Below are 21,806 nucleotides of genomic sequence, written 5' to 3'. Positions count from 1 at the left end.
AGGAGGGACGGAATGTGAATACGTTTTTAATTATGATAGCACCTGTTTTACTTGTGGTTGGTGCAATTGTATTTTTGTTCATCTGGGGGGCAAAAGGAAAAAGCCCTTATCAGTAAGTACTGCTAACTAAATGTAAGGAGACCGATTGTGTATGGAGCTGCTGAGAAAACGAGCATTTGCACATAAAAGAATGATGGTTCCGCTCATCCTATCATCGGTGTTAAACGGTGTGATGTTAGTTGGCCAAGCGTATTTCTTTGTGTACATCGTCGACCAAATCTTCTTGAAGGACGCGTCGTTTCAAGACGTGCTTCCTTCTTTTGTTTATTTACTAATTGTCTTAATTGCTCGTGTGCTGTTTATCTACCTATCAAGAAAACTAGGAATTAAGCTGGGTGAAAAAGTGAAGGGGGAAATCCGAGAAGAGCTTTTGGAAAAATACGCAAACAACCCTCTGCAAGCGTCGTTGAGCGGCCAAACAGGTAAAAAAGCGAGCATAGCGATGGATGCGATTGATGAAGTGGATAATTACTTTAGTTTCTATATTCCACAGGTCATCCAAACGAGCATTTTGCCGCTGATTATCTTGCTTGCCGTGTTTACGCAGCACTGGTTTTCAGGGTTACTCATGATGATAACCGCACCATTTTTCCCGATTTATATGATTGTAATCGGGTTAAAAACGCAAAAAAAAGCGGATGTTCAAATGGAAAAAATGACGGCTTTTTCAGGTCATTTCCTCGATGTCTTGCAAGGATTAACAACGCTGAAACTCATGCGAAAAGCAAAGTTACAAAAAGACAAGATGAAAGAGAAGAGTTTTGAATTTCGTGATGCGACAATGGATGTTTTAAAAACAGCATTTTCATCCTCGCTGGCACTTGAATTTATTGCGATGTTAAGCGTTGGTCTCATTGCTTTTGAGCTTGGGTTACGTCTTGTGGTATTTGAAAACATTACGTTTTTCGCATCGTTCTTTATTTTAATTCTAGCACCGGATTTTTATCTATCGCTTCGAGATTTAGGTAGTGCATTTCACGCTGGAAGAGGTAGCATCGGAGCAACGAATAAAATCAAAGAAGAGCTTGCTGCTTCCGCACGCGGAGTAAAGTGGGGGAATAATAAATTAAAACAAGATCAGCCTGCTCCTATCGTGCTGAATGATGTTCATTTTTCGTATCAAGAAGGAACATTTTCATTAAGAGACGTTTCGTTAACCATTAAACCGTTTGAAAAAGTAGCGATTATCGGTCCTAACGGATCGGGAAAAACAACGCTACTTCGATTGATTTCAGGCTTAATTGATCCAACACAAGGACAAGTAATCATTAACGGAAAACAGCGAGCTGACATTAGTGAAAGCAGTTGGTTTGAAGCCATCAGCTATATTTCTCAGCATCCTTATTTGTTTTCTGGAACGATTAAAGAAAATATCTGCCTTGGTACACAAACGCCAGTGACGGAAGCAGAACTTATAAAAGCAGCCGAAAAAGCGGGGCTCCTACCTCTTATTCAGTCAATGGAAGCGGGCTTTGATACGTTGATAGGTGAAGGGGGAAGAGGTTTATCTGGCGGTGAGAAACAGCGCCTTGCGTTGGCTAGAGCCTTTATTAAACAACCTTCTATTATTGTATTTGATGAACCAACAACCGGTCTGGATTTAGTAACCGAACAAATTCTACAATCTTCGATTAAAGAACTAAGTGAACGAGCAACCATGATTACCGTTGCTCACCGACTTTATACGATTCGAAATGCAGATCAAATCGTTTATTTGCAAGAGGGAAAAGTGATTGATTCAGGAACGCATCATGAATTAATGACGCGCGTTGCCAGCTACCGTCACATGATGCAAGCACAGCAAGGAGAGAGTGTTAGATGAGAAACTTACTGACCATCAGCACAATTATACTGAAAGAAAAAAAGGATATTGTATATACGACGATATTCGGTGTATTAGCAGGGATTATCGGCATCTCTTTATTCGGTGCAAGCGGGTATGTTATCTCCAAAGCAGCCCTTATTCCACCGCTGTATACGTTAACGGTTATGCTTGCGCTTTTAAAGTTGTTTGGCATTGCAAAAGCTGTGACCAAATATGCGGAGCGCTATTATTCACACCGAGCAACTTTTACAATTCTCGGAAATCTACGCGTGCGCTTTTTTGAAAAATTAGAACCGCTCATGCCAAGCGTACTTCATCAATATCGGAGCGGAGATTTATTGGCACGAATTGTGGGAGACGTAGAAAATTTACAAAACTTTTTCCTGCGCGTATTTTACCCGCCAGTTGTTTTTTTCTTTGTATTCATTAGCACGATTTTCTTTACATCATTTTACTCAGTTTGGATTAGCCTGACTCTTGCTGCGGGAATGCTCTTAACAGGACTTGTTGTACCAGTGCTTGCAGCGTGGAGGCAGCAGCGCTTAAAAGCCTCTACTCAAGAGTTAAGAAGTGAGCTATCGGCAGAAACAGCGGAGTTTTTATACGGATTTAGAGATTTAAAAGTTCACCAAAAAGTAAAGGAAAAGCAAGAAAGGCTCACGGGATTATCTACGCGTTATTTGCGCGCTCAAGCACGAAAGCAAGAAGCAGAAAACGCAAGCCAATCGTGGAGCTTAGTCATTTCCATGTTTGTGTGCTGGGCTGTAACCTTAGTAGGTGTTTATGACGTCACGCGAGGGGAACTGGACGGGTTATTTTTAGCGATGCTTATTATGATCGGTCTGAATGTATTTGAGTATGCCGTTCCAATGTCTGCATTTCCGACTCACTTTGAAGATAGCCGCCGCTCTTCGGCGCAGCTGTTTTCCGTGACGGGCAACGTGAAAGAAGTAGAGAAGCCCAGTTCATCAGTTCTTCAAGATGAACCGATGGACATAGAGGTGAGAAATCTATCATTTGCTTATGGAAATCGCAACGTACTGAATGATGTTTCTGCTACGTTTCCAGCTCGCTCAAAAACAGCAATTGTGGGACCGAGTGGTTGTGGCAAATCTACTTTATTTCAGCTACTCGTCAAGCTGTACGAGCCTACCTCAGGCACCATAGCTATTAATCAAGAGTGCTTAGCGAATGTTGAACAAGAGGATTTGTGGAACTATACGAATGTCGTGATGCAGGAAAACCACTTTTTTTACGGAACGGTTCGTGAAAACCTCCTGCTCGCAAATGATGACGCGTCTGATATTGAGTTACAAGCAGCGTTACAAGCAGTGGAGCTACATGCGTATGAGCTTGATGATCGTATATTAGAAAAAGGTGAAAATCTATCTGGAGGCGAGCGTCAAAAGTTAGCAATGGCTAGAGCCTTTTTGAAAAAAGGTCGAATTTGGCTATTGGATGAGCCATTCTCATCAATGGATTTGCTAACGGAACAAAAAGTGGTTGGTGAACTAACACAAAAAGCAAAGGACGCAACGCTTATCTTCATTAGTCACCGTCTTGCTGGTTTAGAACATATGGATCAAATTATGGTTATGGATGAAGGAAAAGTAGTTGAAGTTGGGTCATTCTCTGAGCTGATGAGTAAGCAAGGTTACTTTTATCAGTTAAAGCAAGTCGAAAAAAGTATTTTATTTTCATGATAAAAGCGTGTCAGGTTAACTGATGCGCTTTTTGTTATGTTCGTCTTTACATATGGTTCATATTTCCTTAATGCTTTTATGATAGCCTAACGGTAACAGCATGAGGAGGGGATATGAAATGATGTTATTTCAGCGAGTAGCGATGCTTTTACTTGTAGGCATCTTATTGTTTACTACGTATCACCATGCTTTTCAAACGCATTTTACAGCCTCATCTAATGATTTAATCCACGTACAGCTTTTAGGTATAAACGATGTTCACGGTCAGTTAGATCAATACCAGCAGCTCCAGGGCAAGAAAGTAGGAGGAGCTGAATATCTCGCTTCTCATTTACAAGCATACCAAGAAAAAAACCCGAACACGCTTCTCGTTCACATCGGTGATATGGTCGGTGGGAGTCCTCCTATTTCTTCGTTATTTAATGATGAACCAACAATTGAATTCTTGAATTTGCTAAACGTTAATATTGGTACTCCAGGCAACCATGAATTTGATCGTGGAGTAGCAGAAATGAAACGCTTAATTCATGGTGGATATCATGAAAAAACCGGGCGCTTTAAAGGAGCGACGGCAAAGTACATTTCGTCCAACGTTTTAGATAAAAAAACCGGAAAAACTGTGTTTCCCCCATATATCATTAAGAAAATAAATGGAATCAAGATTGGCTTTATTGGAGTTGTCACGACGGATACAAACGATTTTGTACTGTCAAATAGCCGCCAAGAAGTCGTAATTACAGATGAAGTAAATGCCATTAATAAAAGTGCACAGCAACTGAAAGAGCAGGGGGTACGTTCCATTGTAGTTCTAGCACATATTGCAGTAAACTCAGATCAAAACGGTGGTAATCCAAAGGAAGATTTAGCTGAAATGGCATATAAAGTAGATGATGAAGTAGACGTCATGTTTGGAGCTCACAATCACCAGTATGCTAATACCATTGTTGATGATAAACTTCTCGTTCAGGCTTACTCCTATGGAAAAGCTTTTTCACAAGTTGAGCTGGGGATTGATAAGCGTACTGAAGAGATTACCTACAAACAAGCGGAAATTGTACCTGTAGAACATGAATCTGTAAAGCCAGACCCAAAGGTAATGACGCTTTTACAAGCGTATAAGGATCAGCTTGGTACGCATACAGGTAAAACTATCGGAACCCTTCCTTATAAGCTGACGCGTAAAAAAAATGAGCGGGCTGAGTCGCCTCTTGCTCAGCTTGTGGCAGAAGCAAGCAGAAAAGAAATGCAGGCGGATATCGCACTTGTCCATCATGGAGGAATTCGAGCAAGCCTTCCTAAGGGAGACGTGACGAAAAAAGAGTTGTATACGGCTTTTCCCTTTGAGCATCACCTGGTCAAAATTGAGCTAACAGGTAAGGAGCTATATGAAGCATTAGAGCAGCAGTGGAGTGAAAAATATGATGCAGCTTTACAAACAGCTGGCATTACAGTGGAATGGAATGAATTAGCGCCGTTTGGTGAGCGGATTGAAGAAATTAAAGCAGAAAGCGGTGAGCCGATTGAACTGACTCAAACGTATACGATTGCTTTATCAAACTACTTACAAGAAGGTGGAGATGGCTTTTCAAAATTCAAACGTACAAAAGTGTTACAGAAAGGTCCCCTTGTAGTAGACGCTGTAGCTACGCATTTTGAAGAGGTTAATTTAAAGAGCTTTACGAATCAATAAAAACAATATAAAAAGAGGATTGGTGCTAAACCCAACATGTAGCATGCTTTTACTGATGAAAAGAAATAATCTACGGGGACATATCATAAATTGAAAAGGTGGAGAAAGTCAAGGTGAAAGGAGTAAGAGATGAGCACCTTATATGAACCCCTTTGTTTGTCGATTCCAAGAAATTTTTTAGGTGGGGAAGAAAAGAAATTTAAAAGCAATGTAGGAGAGTTGTATTATATTGTAAGAGGAGAAGGCAAGCCTCTATTGCTCATACATAGCGTAAGCTTAGGGGCATCAAATGCTACTTGGAGAGAAAATATAGATGTATTGGCTAAGCATTTTAAAGTATATGCATTAGAGCTACCCGGTTTTGGACGCTCAGAAAAGTTGCCTATCGTCTATAAGCCAACCGTGTTCATACAGGCAATTGCTGAATTTATACAGCAAGTTATTCAAAAGCCAGCCTATGTGTTAAGCCGGGACTTACCTGCTGCGTATTGTTTATACGTGGCTTACTATTATCCAAAGTTAATTCGAAAGATTGCTCTTATTACGCCTTCTGGAATAGGGAGTAATGATACCGAACCGTGTGAATCCAGTCTAACAACGTTTAATACGTTTACACAGCCTTTTGTAGGAAATGGTGTCTACAATGCTTTTTCTTCTAAAGAAAGTATTGAATATCAGTTGAAAACATTGTTTTACACAAAGCCAGAGCTTGTCACTGAAGAAGTATTAGAAGATTTTTACCGAGCATCTCACCAGTGTCCAAATGCTAACTATGCTCCTGCTTCATTCGTAGCTGGTTTTGCTAATATTAATATTCAAGCGATTTTTCCGTTTATTACTCAATCAGTTCTTATTTTATGGGGACAAAAAGCACGCTTTAATCCCATTAGCAATTTGCAAAAGTTTGTTCAGCTAAATCCGAGCGTAAAGGTATCAATTTTTAAAGACAGCGGGTTGCTTTTACAAGAGGAAGAAAAAGATAAGTTTAATCAAACGATTGTTAATTATTTCAGGTAATAATCGTTGAATAGAAAAAAGGGTTTAAATCAGTTTATTTTCATGATTTAAACCCTTTTCTATTAGTCAAAGCTCTATTTACTTAATGCTTTCTTACACTTCAACCTCTGTAGTTTCCGGTTGTGCTGTTTCACTTTCTTCCCGAGCTAATTGACGAACTTCCACTTCTTTCATTTGATGTCCATCCATTTCTTTTGCTGTGAATTCATACCCATATAAAGTTAAGGCTTCATTTTCTTGAATATCAATGTTTTGAACAAGCATCCAGCCACCAAGTGTATCGATATCTTCATGTTCAAGTTCAATGTCTAACAGCTGATTCACTTCATCAAGCAGTACTTTTGAATTGAAGATAAAGTGTTGTTCACTAACCTTTTGAACATATGGCTTTTCATCTGTATCAAACTCATCGCGAATTTCGCCAACAATCTCCTCTAAGATATCTTCAACCGTTACAATCCCAGCCGTACCGCCGTATTCATCAATTAGCACTGCCATATGAGTACGCTGTTTCTGCATGGATAGTAGTAAATCATGAATTGGGACCGATTCAATGACTTGAATAATTGGTTTCATATATGCTTTGACAGGCTGATTGCGCACAGCATCATTTAAAACCACATCGTTTAGAATTTCTTTGATGTTCACAAGTCCGATAATATTATCTTTATCTCCATCAATGGTAATTGGATAACGAGTATAGCGGTCTTCTACGGCTACTTTTAAAAATTCTTCAATCGTATCGTCTTCAGAAACAACGGCTATTTCGGTTCGTGGTACCATGATTTCACGAGCAACACGATTGTCAAATTCAAAAATGTTGTTTACATATTTGTATTCAGATTGATTAATTTCGCCACCTTTGTAGCTTTCTGACAAGATGATGCGAAGCTCTTCTTCACTGTGTGCTAGCTCGTGCTCTGAGGCTGGTTTTAACCCGAATAAGCCTGTTAATAAGCGAGCTGAGCCGTTAAGTAACCAAATAAAAGGAAACATGACCTTATAAAAGGCAATTAACGGTGGTGCAAATAGAAGCGTCACCGTTTCAGCTTTTTGAATTGCTGCCGTTTTCGGTGCTAATTCTCCGACAACGACGTGGAAAAACGTAACTGACGCAAAAGCAATTACAAATGAAAGCACGTGTGAAACGGAAGACGGTACCCCAAGGTCAGCAAACACAGGGTTCAGAATGCGCTCAACCGTTGGTTCACCCAGCCACCCTAACCCGAGTGCTGTAATGGTAATACCGAGCTGACATGCTGATAAGTACTCATCTAAGTGAGTTGTTACGGTTTTTGCTGCAGCCGCTCCTTTTCGACCTTCTGCTACGAGCTGATCGACACGAGAGCTACGAAGTTTTACAATCGCAAACTCTGTCGCAACAAAATAAGCAGTTAAAGCAATTAAAAAGGCAACTAAAATTAAATTAATGGTTATCAATGAACATACTTACTCTGCGTGAGCAAAGTAAGTAAACACCTCCTGTAAATAATCAAAATTACGCCGAGAGCATGATAAACGAGTGCGTGAGAATGTTTTTGACAAACATTGCCCAACAGCACCTTTTTCACCTGCGCTCTTCATGACGTTGTTTGTGCGTAAGCTCGTCGTTATGAAGGAGGACTTGTTTTCTATAGGGGATGTATTTTCTAATTGTTGCTTACTGTTTCTAAAGAAACGTCCTCTTTGTTTCAAAGCTTCAATAAGACGAAAATATACGAGTAATTCTTCTGTGTAATAATTCATCGTGCACTTTGTTATAAATGCCATCTCTGCAAGTTTGCTAACTTTATACATCGCAACCCCATCAGAAAACCACCTCCTTTCAAGTAGTAATAGAAATAAATAGTATAGTCGCTCAAAAATTGATTTAAAAAATAGTATACTATAAAACTATGTTTGATGACAAAAAACAATTTAATGAGTAAAAGATTAAGAAGAAAGTAAATTTCCTAAAAAAGTAAATGGTTCTTTTCTTTTTATAAGTGCTCGGTTATCATGAAAGCATTGATTACATAGGAGGGGTAAGAATGGAGTTTAAGAGAATTCACCATGTAGCAATTATTGCAAGTGACTATGAGCAATCGAAAGTTTTTTATGTAGAAAAGCTAGGAGCACGTATTTTAGAAGAGACATATAGAGAGCATCGTGACTCGTATAAGCTAGACTTAGAGCTAGCGCCGGGAGTGCAAATTGAGTTGTTTTCGTTTCCAAATCCTCCGTCTCGTCCATCACAACCAGAGGCGTGTGGTCTTCGACATTTGGCGTTTGCCGTTGAAGATGTTCAAGCAGCAAAAGTAGAGTTAGAGAGCAGAGGCATTGAAGTAGAAGCAATTCGAGTGGATGAGTTAACTGGAAGATTATTTACGTTTTTTGCAGATCCAGACGGCCTTCCACTTGAGCTGTACGAAGAGAAGGGGGATTAAAAAAGGAGCGGACACCGCTCCTTTTTTAGTGCATTAGTTTGATATCAGTGAGAGGCCAATACTTCACGTTGACTTCACCAACAATGTCCGAGACAGGTGTTAATCCGAAGTGTCGGCCATCGCGGCTTATTCGACGGTTGTCTCCAAGTACAAGTACGAAACCGTGAGGAATGGTGCCGTCATTTACGAGTTCTTCGGTAGAGAAGTTTTCGGTGAAGCGTTCGTATGTTGGGATATGCTGTAGGTATTTATGTAAGTGGGGTTCACTTACTTCTTGGTTATTAATATAGAGCTGGTCATCAATGTATTCAATCTTTTCGCCTGCAACACCGATTATTCGTTTAACGAGATACTCGTCCTGGTCATGGGGAGAGTGAAGAACGACGAGATCGAAGCGTTGATAGTTGCTTAGTTTATTAATAATAATGCGGTTGCCTTCTTGAAGCGTAGGATTCATAGAGTCTCCTTTAACGGTATAAGGCTGAAAGAAATACTGTTGCACAATAAGAGAAAAGAGAAGCGTTCCGAGAACGATAGAGCAATAGATTATGATTTCTCGTTTTATGCGAGTTTTTCTCAATATAAGAGCACCTTCTTTGTTAAGTAAATCGTTTGGTTAAATGATATTAGAAGAATAAAGAACAGAATTGATTGTACCATTGTTGGCTAAAGATTTCCATTTGTATATGGGGTTATTTATATTTTCATAGAAGGAAAGAACGCACGCAATGAGTCGTGATTTCCACTTCGGCTTATTCGCTTTCCGCAGGGCTCGGTCTAAGCCTCCTCGTAAACTGCGGGGTCTCAGAGCACTCGCTAGTCCTGCAGGAGTCTCACATCCTCCGTTCCACTCACAGGCTTTTGGAATAGAACACGAGCAGTCTCTATGTGTTGTTTGGGTGTGGAAGAGGGAAAGAACGCACGCAATGAGTCGTGATTTCCACTTCGGCTTATTCGCTTTCCGCAGGGCTCGGTCTAAGCCTCCTCGTAAACTGCGGGGTCTCAGAGCACTCGCTAGTCCTGCAGGAGTCTCATATCCTCCGTTCCAATCACAGGCTTTTGGAATAGAACACGAGCAATCTGTGTGTGGTGTTTGGGTGTGGAAGAGGGAAAGAACGCACGCAATGAGTCGTGATTTCCACTTCGGCTTATTCGCTTTCCGCAGGGCTCGGTCTAAGCCTCCTCGTAAACTGCGGGGTCTCAGAGCACTCGCTAGTCCTGCAGGAGTCTCATATCCTCCGTTCCAATCACAGACTTTTGGAATAGAACACGAGCAATCTGTGTGTGGTGTTTGGGTGTGGAAGAGGGAAAGAACGCACGCAATGAGTCGTGATTTCCACTTCAGCTTATTCGCTTTCCGCAGGGCTCGGTCTAAGCCTCCTCGTAAACTGCGGGGTCTCAGAGCGCTCGCTAGTCCTGCAGGAGTCACGCATTTCCCGTTTCACTCACAGGCTACTGACATAGCTGATACATCCTTTAGCTAATGAATGATCATAAGGGGGAAGAAAGACCAAAAACCCCTGCCTTCCCGTAGTGCTGGGAAGGCAGGGGGGGTGTATACTTATATATTAAGCTGATGGTTCCCCTTGCGTTGATAGAGGCTTTTCTGGATCAGCTTGTGGTTCTGAGTGAGCGGCTATTTGCGTTTCTAGTTCTGCAATTCGTTTTGTTTGTTGCTTGTTTTTGCTTTTAAGCTGAGTTATTTTAACAAAACTTAGCGAAGCAGCGACGACACCACCGAATACAGCAGATGTTAAAATAATTAAAATAAGTGGCCAGTCTTGTGAGCCAAAGACGTAGTTAAATTGAACTGGCTCATTGTTAATGACAGCTAAGATAGCAATAATAAGAGCGAAAATAAGACCTAAAATGAAAAAGCTTTGTCCTTTCATTAGGTGCACATCCTTTCTGAAGATAGATAAAGGAGCAAAATTAAATTTTATACTGCCTTTACATATACTTAACCTATATTATTCAACTATAAACATTTTTTATTATCATTAAGTTTTAATAAAACACAAATTGTAAAAAAAACACCCATCCTTTGTTTGGTTTAGGATGGGTGTTTTGCTGTTAGCTGATTAGAATGCTTGTAAGCTGTTTTCTTCTAACCATTGTTTACGCTCTGTTGCATCTTCAAATAATGAGTCTGCATCTGTAAATTGTGAAGCAATCACATATTCAATTGTTGTTAATGGTGCTAGAAGTAGACGCCAGTTTAATACTAGCTCACCGTTTTCCATCGTTGCATATGTATCTTGCAGTTCCTTCCACGCTACAGAGTCAGGTGCATCTGCTGCTTGCTTTTTCACTGCTTTTAATGCTTCGTTGAATTTTTCACCTGCTCGTCCTTGGTACCATTCTGTTAAAAGGCTTTGAATTCCTTCGTTTGTTTCTTGTTCAGACCAAGATGATGGCACTGTTGCGATAAATTTAGCGCGGAACGTCATCTCAGGTTGCTCAACATCATCACGAACAATGTTTAAGCGATATTGACGGCCTAAATATGAAAATTTGTCATCGTTTTCAAAAGATGCCGTTTTTGCTTTAGGTGCAGCTGTAGGTTTGTTCTCAGCTTTTGCTTTTTCAGCTTTTTTTGCAGCCGGTTTTTTTGTTTCAGTTGGTTGGTTACCACCGTTGAGTTGTTTTAAAATCCAAGTCGCTTTACGAGAAATAACAGAGCGAACGTTGTGCTCGTTTAGGCCTCGTGGGATAATTACGGTTACCCCTTCATTGTCACAAATTTGGACCGTAATATCGGTTTTATTTGGAACGACTTTAATTTTGTAGTCAATTGTTTGATTGCCAATTTGATACGTATACATATAGTTTTTCGTGCTCCTTTCTACAAATCTTCATTTTATAAGCAAAGGTAGAGTTTGGTCAAATGAAAGAATAATCAGAAAAAAAGGCTGAGAGCTTAATTAATGACTTACATCACGTTTTTTATTAGTTTTTACGTAAAGAAAAGAAAATATTCTTGCTTTACTACGCATAGATTAAAAAGAGTGACAAAACTGAAAAAAAGAAAAATTTAAAAAATATCCTTGCTAAACAGGAGATATTTGGTATAATGAAATCTAATTTAAAAAGTTATCACGAGTGGACGAGAGATCTGGCTCTACGACTCCACAGCAACCTACCAATGTAAGGTGCTCCTACCAGCAAAGCATTAGCTTTGGGTGATAAGACGGGTGAAAGCTCATTTTGCATCTAAAGCAAAATGAGCTTTTTTAATTTTAGTAGAAGGAGAGATACGGATGACACAAACAATTATAAAGAATCATGAAGAAGTACTAAACGATGTTTTAAAGCAATTGAGGGAAATTAATGATTTTACCTGTAGAAAGCTTGAGACGTTTTACGAAATTGTCGTGAAGAGCGAGAAAGATACGTACGCTATTGGAATTGATTGCAAAGTAGTGGAGAGCTACACAGAAGAAGACTTAAAAGAAGCTTGCATAGCAAAATTGAAGCGAGTTGGATGGCTAAAAGGTACATACGCTTAAAGCTGTATTCATATCAATTGCAGTCATGTCTACAATCATGGTAAGATGCTTATCTTCTTTCTTTTCGTTTTTCGTTGAAAAGGGAGGGTATTTGTCGAAATTTTTACACAAAATAACCGTTACAACTTGTTTGAAATTGTGGTAAGGTATAAAACAAGAATATTCGAACAATTTAAAAAGGAGGTTTAGCATGGAGCTGTTGATTGAACATGGAAATGATGAAGGTAGCGAACAATTTATTGATCGCGTACTGGACTTCTTAGAGGACGATGAATAAAAGTGTAGGAGCTCGTTTCTACGCTTTTTCTTATGTGCTGAAGGAATAAGTCGCCAAAGAAAAAAGAGCTTATATCGAGCGAGAAACGCGATATAAGCTCTTTCGTTATTTTCTGAACCAAAACGTCCCGCCTTGAACCTTACAGTTAGTTTCCACGTTGCTATTTGTGCATTTTACAATAAAAGGTCGCTCGCCGACTTTATATAACGTATCGTTTACAATGCCTTGGTTTGCTTGGGAAAAAATGAATGTTACATCATTTGTATATAGCTTTAGGCAGGTAGCTTGAAGCGATGGGTCGTTGTAACTCTCCCCCATGTTAGCATCCAATAAGTGAGCCCACTTCCTAGCAGTGGCCTTGACATCGTGTACAGCGCAGTATATAGCATCCATATGAAGGTAGCCTAATGGATGAGCAAATGCAGATTGCAGGGATTTTATGCGCTCTTGATCGCTTTGCTCCCACTCGATAAAAAAGGGCAAAGGAAGAGAGGATGGGTTAGGATCTTTTAGAAAGCCCATTTTCCACTTCAAGAGCTCTCCATTTTTTGTTTTACGAGAAGCATCAATAATTGTATCCATGTGAAACCCTTTTTCATAAAGCTGTTGTTGAAGCATGTGTAGATTTGAGGTGCGAAATGCCAAGTGTCCAAATTGTCCTGTAGAAGTTTGTTCTTGGTGTAAGCGATGAATCAGTGGAGTATTGGTGGCACCAGGTGGTGTATTCAGTGAATGAAAACTTAACCATTCAATGTAAGAAAGTTGAAAGTAAGCGAGGGTATTATATGTTCCCCAGCTTTCGTGCTGCCCTCCTTCAATTACTTGTATGCCATGTGCTTTCATATCACGCTGAGCTTGATGAGGGTCTGGGGAGAAATGAACGAGATGATCAAAGTAAATATCCATCAAAAAACCTCCTTTGTGCTATGACGTTAGTATAAATCTTTTATGAACAAAGGCCAAAGAAGTTCTTCCATTTTCAGCGTATAAAAGTTATATAAAAAACATATTTTTTAATTTATGTAAAAATATTGTTATTAAGGTAATTAAAAGTGGAGGTTTCGTCTCAAAAAGCTATTTGGACGTTTGTTCACCCTCTCTCTTCTATGTCTATCAGCATGCAGTAACCAACAAGAGAAATTAACGGAGGAATTTAATGAATATAAATAATTAGAAAAATTAAACGTGCTTCTGTAAACAACGCCGCAACCTAGTGAAAGCGTATTGCTAGCTTTTTACGAAACAGCCAATCACACATTTGGCGTTATTGAATTTGACGGTCACGCCAATCTGAAATTCGAAAAGGGAATGGAAGATAGTATAATTAATACATTGGAAGGAAAGCAAGGTAACTACATAGGAGTAATGCGCTCCTTAGAAAAAGTACCTCATGTAAAAAAAGTGAACTTATACGGAGACAAAGGCGAACTACTTGATTCTCTTGAATTAGCAAAAGATGAATCGCTCAATTCTTTTCAATTGAAGAAGCATTGGATAGTAAGTATATGGTGAAAATATTCGATAAGAACAAAGAGGTCGTATACACTGAAGCAGTTACGTTTTAAAAAGCAGTGTCGAAATGAAAGATTGGCGCTGGTTTTAGTTTTGCTTATATGTTCTTAAAAAGAAAAGACTTTAGCCAATAAGACTAAAGTCTTTTCTTTTTAAGAGCTAGGCGTTATTTCATTGGGTGAATAATCCAGTGTAATATGACGCTGAAGCAGAAGGAGCGCACTAAATGTTAATATCGCTCCAATCAAAAATGGATACATGCTGTTTAGTTCAAAAGCGAAAGCTCCCATCAGAGGCCCGAAAATCCTTCCTAAGCTATCCATTGATGAATTAATACCTGAAGCTGACCCGTAGCCAATATTCGTTTTAAGGGTAATCAGAGCGAGTACACAAGGGCGAATAAGGGCATTACCAGCCGTAAAGATGCAAAGAAAAACCGTTGCGTTAAATAAATTGGATGAAAATAAAATGGACGCAAATCCGACAGCTGAGACAATTAACCCAACAGCAATTAATTTTTTTTCATTTCCTTGCTTAAAGCGCTGTAAAACGCCGCCTTGAATAACAGCTTGCGTAAGTCCACTCGCCATAAACATCCAGCCGATCATGGTAGGGGTTACATCAATTCGTTCAATTTGAAAAAATTGAAAAGTTGCTTCAAGGCCAGCAAGCGTAAACGTTCCAAAAAAGGAGAGTAAATATAAATACTTCATTGCGCCTTTAAAATCCGTATTGAAATCTTGCAGCGTAGTTTTCTTTTCCTGAGAAATCTTTTCTCGCTGCAGTGATTCTGGCAGTGCGAAAAAAGCAAAGGTTGTCATAATCAGTGCTAATATCCCTGAAATGGTAAACGGGAAAAATAAGCTCACGGACGATAGCAATCCACCTAACGCCGGTCCAAAAATAAAGCCAAGCCCAATCGTCATTCCTAAAAGCCCCATTGCTTTTGTACGATTTTCTTCCGTAGTAATATCAGAAGCGTAAGCAAATGCACATGGAATAACCGCTCCGGCAAATAAACCTCCAAGAATACGTGATATGTACATCAGAACGAGTGAGTCATTAGCAAATGAAAAAATAAAGAAACTAGCGCTAAATCCAACTAAGCCCGTCAGAAGAACGGGTCTTCTACCTTTTCGGTCAGATAGACTCCCCCAAAATGGAGCGGTTAGAAAAGATGCGATGGAATAGCTTGCCATTAAAAGTCCAAGGTTAACCGAGCTAGCTCCAGTTGTGCGAATGACTTCTGGCACAATCGGAATAATGATGCCGAATCCGACAAAGATCATAAATAAGACAAACATAAGCGTGCCAAGCTGTTTTTTCATGTGAAGCTCCTTTCAATGAAGACGTTTTCTGTATATTCAGTATACCAAATAACGAAAGAGATGCCACTTAAATCCAATGGATCTCAAAATAAAAAGCGATGCATAAGCACCGCTTTTAATGTGGTAAAAACACAAGTTGATATAAGAATAAGACAGCAAATACATAAACAAGTGGATGAACCTCTTTTGCTTTACCTTTTACAATCTTCATTAGTGGATGTGAGATAAATCCTAGCGCAATTCCAGTTGCAATGCTTGATGTCAGAGGCATTGTTAAGATGACAAGAAACGCAGGAAATGCTTCATCAAACTCACTCCAGTTAATCTTTGCAATAGAGCCCATCATTAAGCTACCTACAATGATTAAAGCCGGAGACGTAATCGCTGCAATACCTGAAACGGCGCTTACAAGCGGACTGAAGAATGCAGCAACAATGAATAAAAGAGCTACGGTTACGCCAGTTAAGCCTGTACGTCCACCGGCAGCAACACCAGCTGAAGATTCAATGAAAGCAGTTGTTGGGCTTGTTCCAAACATTGCACCAATTGATGTACCGAAAGAATCTGCAAGAAGAGCTTGACGTGCTTTTGGCATATGGTTATCTTTCATTAATCCTGCTTGCTGTGCTACACCAATCATTGTACCTGTCGTATCAAAAATGGTTACTAGTAAGAAAGAAAATACAACAGCATACAAACCATGCTGAATAACGTCACCAAACGCAGTTAGCGGGTTTGTAATTAAAAGTCCTTCTGGTAGAGAAGGGGCAGATACAAATCCTTGGTCAAAAGAAAGTTGACCTGTGAAAAGGGCGATAACGGCTGTAATGAGCATACCGAAAAACAACGCGCCGTTGATATTCATTGCGTATAACGCAATCGTAATAGCCAATCCAACTAAAGTAAGTACAACGCCAGGAGATTGAAGATCTCCTAAGCCAACAAGATTGGATTCGTTTGCGACAATAATACCTGCTGAACGAAGGCCGACAAAGGCGATGAAAAGGCCAATACCAGCTGTAATTCCATGCTTTAAGTTTCCTGGAATGGCTTCAATTAATTTCTCACGAAACGGCGTGAGCGACAAAATAACGAAAATAAGACCTGCGACAAACACGGCCGCAAAAGCAATTCTATAATCGATGTTACCGTGTGAACCGACAACAGAGTATGCAAAATATGCGTTTAATCCCATACCTGGCGCAATTGCAATTGGATAATTAGCGGCAAGTGCCATCCACAGTGTACCAATCACAGCTGAAATGATGGTTGCCATAAATACTTGATCAAATGGTACACCTGCATCTGATAAAATTACAGGGTTTACAACCACGATATAAACCATTGTTAAAAATGTAGTAATTCCAGCTAAAACCTCTGTTTTAGCATTCGTGTTAGCTTCTCGTAACTTAAACATAAGTACCTCCAAAAATAACGAACATTAAAAGCAACATGATATATAATATTCGTTTTTAGAGATAAATGCAAGACATTTAATTAAAAAAGAATATTATTTTACATAGGATTTCATAGGATGAATTTTTTCTAGTATGCATCATTAGTTTGTACCATTAATAGCAAATTCATTGAAGAAAATTAAACAACAATTGGAAATTTAACTTTAATGGTTAATCGTTGGTTTTGATAAAGGTAATCTAAGTAACCGTTATATTGCTGAACTAGTTCATGAATGACAAATGTACCAAGACCTTCGTGGCTACCTAGCTTGGTGGTTTGATTAAACTGTTTAAAGAGTTGGTCCTGAAGTTCATTAGAGAGTGATGGGGTTGAATTGGTCACTTCCAGTATGTAAATACCACTTTTTACAAATGATGTAATTTTAATCTGCTTTTTATCAGTACAGATAGCTGCATCAAAGGCGTTTTCTAGAAGATTGATTAGCAAGTTCATTTGATCAAGCTTTGAAATAGGAAGTTGTGACAGTGGGTAATCAAGCTGAAATACTAGCTCGATGTTATGTTGAACTGCCTGCTGCTTCCATTGATATAGAACTGAAGCGATATGTCCGCTTTCCCCTTTCATGTATGTATTTGTGTTATACAGTGCGTCGACATAGTGTTTAATATACTCATTAGCTTTTTCATATTGGTTGCTATCGATAAGATAGGATACAGCGCTTATATGTTTCATAAAATCATGTCGCTCTCCTCGTATTTGTTGAAACGAGTCGTTCGTCTTTGAAAGCTCAGAGCTTGCTGCCATTTCACGCTTATTCGTCAGGTATATTTGTTTATGGAGTTTCGCCGTTTCGAAATAGTAAATTAATAAAACAGCTAACAGCAGCAGCGACACAATAGAGGAATCAGAAATCCATATACCGCTTACTATACAAATTGACAAAGTAAATGCTACCAATGAAATAGAAATCTCAAACGTAACTTGTTTTATATAGATATACACGCTGGTCCAAACTACTGTCCATATAAATGCAAGAGCGATAGCAGGTAGGGGCTTGCTAAGCAAAATAACAGTGGAGCATAGAGTAGTTATCGATAAGAGGTACTTCATAAAAAAGCTCCTTTAGAAAAAATTCCGCTGTAAACGATCTAAATTGCTTTTAGTGATTAGGGCGGTTTGGTTCGTTTGTTGAAATGAAATTGAATAAGAGTGCTTCGTATAGAGAGAAAAATTTTTTACATATTGAACATTAATAATAAAAGCACGATGTGAACGCATGAAATGAGACTTGTTGAGCTCTTTTTCTAAATCATTTAGCGATAGATAAGTAGAATAGTCTCCTATTGTTGTAAAAATTGTAGTTGATCTTCCCGTTCGTTCAGCAAAAATAATATCTTTTTTATCAATGATTTGCATTTCATTTTTTTGTTTTAAGACAAGCTTATCCTTCCTACCTTGAGGTTCGTTAATTTGTAAAAATCGATTAATGCCTTTAAATAATCGCTCTTTCGAGTAAGGTTTCATGATGTAGTCTAAAACGTTCAATTCAAAAGCGTGTACCGCAAAGCCTGTATGGCCCGTAACAAAAATGACTTTAATATTTAGCGCGTAGCTATTTATAAAATCGGCTAATTCATATCCTGAAAGCAAAGGCATTTCAATATCTGTAATGAGCAAGTCAATTTCGTCTTTTTTAATTTCTTCGTACGCTTCTTCAGCATCACTTGTTGCAAAAATAATTTCAAGATTATCTGCGTTTTTTAACGATAATTTTAACTTTTCTAAATCGTACTTTTCATCATCTACTAATCCAACCTTCATATCAGACCCTCACATGCATTAAAAGTTTCTTCATTATTTTACCATGTCTGAGAAGTGAAAAGGGACGCTTCGTGACAGGAAATGACCTTTTAATGACAGGTTCGGTGTTTTGTTCCATATTCTTTTGTAAAATGAAACCAATCAACAGAACGGAAAGGGGTATAAAGGTGATTGAACTGAAGGGTGTATCTAAACTTTTTGTTGAAAAAAAAGAAAAAATTCAAGCGGTTCAAAGTGTAAACGTCAAGATAAAAAAAGGAGAGGTTGTGGGCCTTTTAGGTGAAAATGGAGCGGGGAAAACGACGCTTTTGCGAATGATTTCAACCGTTATGGAACCATCTGAAGGTAGCATTTTCATTGAAGGTATTAACATTCATAGAGATCCTAACAAAGTAAAAAAAAGAATGGGTGTATTGTTCGGAGGGGAAACGGGATTGTACGACCGCTTGACGGCAAGGGAAAACTTATCTTATTTTGCAAAGTTTTATGGAATGAGTAAACATGAAACAAAAGTAAGGATTGAAGAGTTAGCGAAGCGATTCGGCATGCGCGACTATTTGGATCGAAAAGTAGGAGGATTTTCAAAAGGAATGCGTCAAAAGGTAGCAATTGCAAGGACGCTTCTACATAATCCAGACGTTATCTTGTTTGACGAACCAACGACCGGTCTTGATATTACGGCTGCTAATATGTTTCGTGAGCTGGTGCGAAGTTTGAAAAAAGAAGGAAGGACTATTATCTTTTCCAGTCACATAATGGAGGAAGTTGAACAGCTCTGTGAATCTGTCATTATGATACACAAAGGAAAAATGGTATATCACGGCACAAATGAATCTCTATATGAAGAAGAAGAAAGCAGAGATTTAAACTATATCTTTATGTCTCGTATTATAAGGGGGGCTTAACATGATTTGGCATGTATATATAAAAGAATTACTGGATTCGTTACGCGATAAGAAAACCATTTATCTCAGTGTATTGATTCCAATGGTCATGAATATAGGAATGTTATATTTTGTAGACTCGTATGGTTCAGGTAAAGAAGATAAATCAATTACAGTGGCCATTGGTGAACAAGCTGACGGGCATGTTACTAGTTGGTTAAAGCAGGATAAAAGTATTGAAGTTATGAAAGTTGAAAATCCAGTACAAGCGGTTGAAGAAGGAGAAGCTTCTATTGCAATAAGAGCCAGTCAAAATTTCTCTGAGCAAATGACAAACTTAAATTCTCCCGAAATTACGTTATACAGTGATCTTACAAGTGGGAAAGGAGATGCTGCGAATGCCTATGTAAGTGCACTATTAGAACAGCAGCAAAAAGGCTTAGTAAATGAACAGCTACTGGAATTAGAGGTGGATAAACGAACGCTCTCGCCGTTTGTAATCAAAGCAAAAAATGTAAATGGTGAAGATAGTTCACTTGGAATGGTTTCTATGTTTGCTCCTCTTCTTATTATTATGACGATTATAGCAGGGTGTCTCCCTTCAGCAAATGATATGTTTGCTGGTGAAAAAGAAAAAAATACGATGGAAGCTTTATTAATGACACCAGTAAAAAAAATTCATCTAATTATAGGAAAGTGGCTAGCTATTTCAACACTTGGCATGGTAAGTGGTATTCTGTCTTTAGTGACATTTATCGTATTTATTCAATATTTTACGAAAAATTTGGGAAATGCATTAGATCTGTCCAGTCATTTGGGGATATTTAGCCTTTCATTATTTCTTGGCATTGTATTATTTTCCTTACTAGTAGGCATGATACTATCTATTTTCAGCCTATTAGCAAATACGGTTAAGGAAGCGCAAAACTATGCTTCACCTGTTCTTATGCTTGCATTCATTCCATACTTTCTATTGGTGGGTACATCCATTAACGAATTTACTAACATTGATTTTCTTATACCGGTTTATAACGTATATGCGCTTATTAAACAGCTACTATACGGTGTATTCGACATAACAAGTATAGGGCTTGTCACGATTAGTATAGGAGTAGTAATTGCCTGTTTGTTTGCGGTTGCGAATATTTTATTTTCAAAGAGTAAATGGGTGCTTGGTAAATCTTAATAAAGTCTAGGACATAAGTGTTTCAGTCAATGATATATGGGAACTGTTAGAGGTGAAATTCAAGCAATTCAGTTTTTTATTCAGAAAACAAAATTAAAAAAGAATGCAATGGAGCGTAAGACACTAGACTCCTGCGGGAATTAGAGGAAAGGCTGAGACCCCGCAGCGAAGCGAGGAGGCTCAGGTTCCTCCCCGCGGAAAGCGAGTGGCTGTAGCGCAATGAAATGCACTTACTCTTACACCTAACTTGTTTAGAAACTTCATGCTTCATCTTTCTAAAGGAATCATTTCGTGATGTCTTATTCTCTGTTTTGTTGAATTCCCACTTTCTTTGCCGAATCCCTTCTAGTTTTGTCACGAATGAAGGGAATCTTTGTTTCGTAGCGAAGTTGCTAGTATAACAAGAAGATGGAGGGATTACGATGGCAATAAAAACGCTTGACGTGGCCAAACAGTTAGGAATTCATCCGAGTACGGTTTTAAAGTGGGCAAAGCTTGCAGAAATTGATATTCAACGAAATGATGCTGGACACTGGGAGTTTACGGAAGAAAATGTTATAAAGCTTGAGGAGTTTAAGAATAATCGGAATCGACAAGCGATCGTGAAAGTAGTTGATGCAAGCGATGATCGTATTGAGCAGCTTCAAAAGCAAATGGATGAACTTTACGATAAGTGGTCAGCTCATGAAGAAGTAGCAGCTTCAATAGCAGCTGATGATACGGACAATCAAAAGCTACAAGATGTAGAAGCTCAGGTAGCTGTACTGCAAGAAACGCTTAAAGCCTATCAGTCTGTGAAGAATAAAGTAGTGGAAGAGCCTAATCAAGAAATGCAGCGTCAAATTGACCAGCTATTAATGCGCTTGATTGAAAATGAAAAAAGAACTGAAGAAAAGGCAGGAGAAGTGGTAACGTTTCAGCTTCTTGAGCACCGAAAAGAGATTGATCAGTTAACGAAAAAGATGACAAAGCTCCAAGCAAAAGTAGAGGAGTTGGAAACACGCTTAAAAGACAGTCAGTTTGCAGCTGCGAAAAAGCCTCCCAAATGGCGAACGTTTTTAACAGGATTATTCACGTATTAGACATGCTTACGCTTATTGCAAGCATGTTTTTTTTATGGCTTTTTTTCTGAAAAAAGAAAATACTATG

General features: G+C 38.8%; 20 protein-coding genes and 1 riboswitch. Of the genes, 11 read left to right on the top strand and 9 right to left on the bottom strand.

Annotated elements, in window-relative coordinates; all coding sequences use genetic code 11:
- The first annotated feature begins 14 nt into the window (after nt 1-14).
- From cydS to V2145_RS13505, 5 genes are all read left to right on the top strand, one after another.
- On the top strand, nt 15-116 hold the full coding sequence (gene cydS, locus V2145_RS21470) for a cytochrome bd oxidase small subunit CydS (protein ID WP_373688673.1): 102 nt from the start codon (nt 15-17) through the stop codon (nt 114-116).
- 35 nt (nt 117-151) lie between these two features.
- On the top strand, nt 152-1,882 hold the full coding sequence (gene cydD / locus V2145_RS13520; RefSeq protein ID WP_311858813.1) for a thiol reductant ABC exporter subunit CydD: 1,731 nt from the start codon (nt 152-154) through the stop codon (nt 1,880-1,882).
- Nucleotides 1,879-3,588 (top strand): thiol reductant ABC exporter subunit CydC, encoded by a 1,710-nt coding sequence (cydC, locus tag V2145_RS13515; RefSeq protein WP_330987837.1) that lies wholly within the window; start codon nt 1,879-1,881, stop codon nt 3,586-3,588. Before cydD ends, cydC begins: the two co-directional genes overlap by 4 nt.
- 118 nt (nt 3,589-3,706) lie before the next feature.
- A complete protein-coding gene (locus tag V2145_RS13510; protein WP_330987836.1) occupies nt 3,707-5,278 on the top strand; it encodes a bifunctional metallophosphatase/5'-nucleotidase in 1,572 nt (523 codons plus the stop codon).
- Nucleotides 5,279-5,407: 129 nt separating this feature from the next.
- Nucleotides 5,408-6,295, top strand: coding sequence for an alpha/beta fold hydrolase (locus V2145_RS13505; RefSeq protein ID WP_330987835.1), 888 nt, complete (start codon nt 5,408-5,410; stop codon nt 6,293-6,295).
- A 93-nt stretch (nt 6,296-6,388) separates the two neighbouring features.
- Here V2145_RS13505 and V2145_RS13500 read toward each other — a convergent pair whose 3' ends face one another.
- A complete protein-coding gene (locus tag V2145_RS13500) occupies nt 6,389-7,735 on the bottom strand; it encodes a hemolysin family protein (RefSeq protein ID WP_330987834.1) in 1,347 nt (448 codons plus the stop codon).
- 590 nt (nt 7,736-8,325) lie between these two features.
- Between V2145_RS13500 and gloA2 the strand changes: the two genes are divergently transcribed.
- Nucleotides 8,326-8,721, top strand: coding sequence for an SMU1112c/YaeR family gloxylase I-like metalloprotein (gene gloA2 / locus V2145_RS13495; protein WP_311858807.1), 396 nt, complete (start codon nt 8,326-8,328; stop codon nt 8,719-8,721).
- A 25-nt stretch (nt 8,722-8,746) separates the two neighbouring features.
- Here the strand turns inward: gloA2 and lepB are convergent, their stop codons facing one another.
- The 3 genes from lepB to V2145_RS13480 form a co-directional block, all read right to left on the bottom strand.
- Nucleotides 8,747-9,301 (bottom strand): signal peptidase I, encoded by a 555-nt coding sequence (gene lepB / locus V2145_RS13490; protein ID WP_311858805.1) that lies wholly within the window; start codon nt 9,299-9,301, stop codon nt 8,747-8,749.
- Between the two features lie 988 nt (nt 9,302-10,289).
- Nucleotides 10,290-10,613 carry a LapA family protein gene (locus tag V2145_RS13485; RefSeq protein ID WP_131887016.1) on the bottom strand — a complete coding sequence of 108 codons (324 nt, stop codon included), beginning with the start codon at nt 10,611-10,613 and terminating at the stop codon, nt 10,290-10,292.
- Nucleotides 10,614-10,802: 189 nt separating this feature from the next.
- Nucleotides 10,803-11,546 (bottom strand): M48 family metallopeptidase, encoded by a 744-nt coding sequence (locus tag V2145_RS13480; RefSeq protein WP_311858803.1) that lies wholly within the window; start codon nt 11,544-11,546, stop codon nt 10,803-10,805.
- Between the two features lie 265 nt (nt 11,547-11,811).
- Nucleotides 11,812-11,913, top strand: a riboswitch (SAM riboswitch).
- 68 nt (nt 11,914-11,981) lie between these two features.
- On the opposite strand from V2145_RS13480, the gene V2145_RS13475 reads away from it, so the two are divergent.
- Nucleotides 11,982-12,230 carry a hypothetical protein gene (locus tag V2145_RS13475; protein ID WP_311858801.1) on the top strand — a complete coding sequence of 83 codons (249 nt, stop codon included), beginning with the start codon at nt 11,982-11,984 and terminating at the stop codon, nt 12,228-12,230.
- Between the two features lie 382 nt (nt 12,231-12,612).
- Here the strand turns inward: V2145_RS13475 and V2145_RS13470 are convergent, their stop codons facing one another.
- Nucleotides 12,613-13,413 (bottom strand): VOC family protein, encoded by an 801-nt coding sequence (locus V2145_RS13470; protein WP_330987833.1) that lies wholly within the window; start codon nt 13,411-13,413, stop codon nt 12,613-12,615.
- A gap of 318 nt (nt 13,414-13,731) precedes the next feature.
- Here V2145_RS13470 and V2145_RS13465 point away from each other — a divergent pair, with 318 nt between their 5' ends.
- A complete protein-coding gene (locus tag V2145_RS13465) occupies nt 13,732-14,019 on the top strand; it encodes a hypothetical protein (RefSeq protein ID WP_094911668.1) in 288 nt (95 codons plus the stop codon).
- 152 nt (nt 14,020-14,171) lie between these two features.
- Here V2145_RS13465 and V2145_RS13460 read toward each other — a convergent pair whose 3' ends face one another.
- From V2145_RS13460 to V2145_RS13445, 4 genes are all read right to left on the bottom strand, one after another.
- Nucleotides 14,172-15,347, bottom strand: a complete 1,176-nt coding sequence (locus tag V2145_RS13460) for an MFS transporter (RefSeq protein ID WP_094911667.1) — start codon at nt 15,345-15,347, stop codon at nt 14,172-14,174.
- 115 nt (nt 15,348-15,462) lie between these two features.
- Nucleotides 15,463-16,764, bottom strand: coding sequence for an NCS2 family permease (locus tag V2145_RS13455; RefSeq protein ID WP_094911666.1), 1,302 nt, complete (start codon nt 16,762-16,764; stop codon nt 15,463-15,465).
- Nucleotides 16,765-16,943: 179 nt separating this feature from the next.
- Nucleotides 16,944-17,876 carry a sensor histidine kinase gene (locus V2145_RS13450; protein ID WP_311858796.1) on the bottom strand — a complete coding sequence of 311 codons (933 nt, stop codon included), beginning with the start codon at nt 17,874-17,876 and terminating at the stop codon, nt 16,944-16,946.
- Between the two features lie 12 nt (nt 17,877-17,888).
- Complete coding sequence (locus V2145_RS13445) at nt 17,889-18,587, bottom strand: LytR/AlgR family response regulator transcription factor (protein WP_311858795.1); 699 nt, start codon at nt 18,585-18,587, stop codon at nt 17,889-17,891.
- A 167-nt stretch (nt 18,588-18,754) separates the two neighbouring features.
- Here V2145_RS13445 and V2145_RS13440 point away from each other — a divergent pair, with 167 nt between their 5' ends.
- From V2145_RS13440 to V2145_RS13430, 3 genes are all read left to right on the top strand, one after another.
- Nucleotides 18,755-19,492, top strand: a complete 738-nt coding sequence (locus V2145_RS13440; protein ID WP_131887012.1) for an ABC transporter ATP-binding protein — start codon at nt 18,755-18,757, stop codon at nt 19,490-19,492.
- A gap of 1 nt (nt 19,493) precedes the next feature.
- Nucleotides 19,494-20,657 carry an ABC transporter permease gene (locus V2145_RS13435; RefSeq protein WP_311858793.1) on the top strand — a complete coding sequence of 388 codons (1,164 nt, stop codon included), beginning with the start codon at nt 19,494-19,496 and terminating at the stop codon, nt 20,655-20,657.
- A gap of 422 nt (nt 20,658-21,079) precedes the next feature.
- Nucleotides 21,080-21,739, top strand: coding sequence for a hypothetical protein (locus V2145_RS13430; protein WP_094911661.1), 660 nt, complete (start codon nt 21,080-21,082; stop codon nt 21,737-21,739).
- The last annotated feature ends 67 nt before the right edge of the window (nt 21,740-21,806 follow it).

Origin of the sequence: Priestia sp. GS2 (assembly GCF_036409025.1) — a bacterium.
Taxonomy (GTDB): Bacteria; Bacillota; Bacilli; order Bacillales; family Bacillaceae_H; genus Priestia; species Priestia aryabhattai_A.
This window is presented reverse-complemented; position numbering and strand designations above follow the sequence as displayed.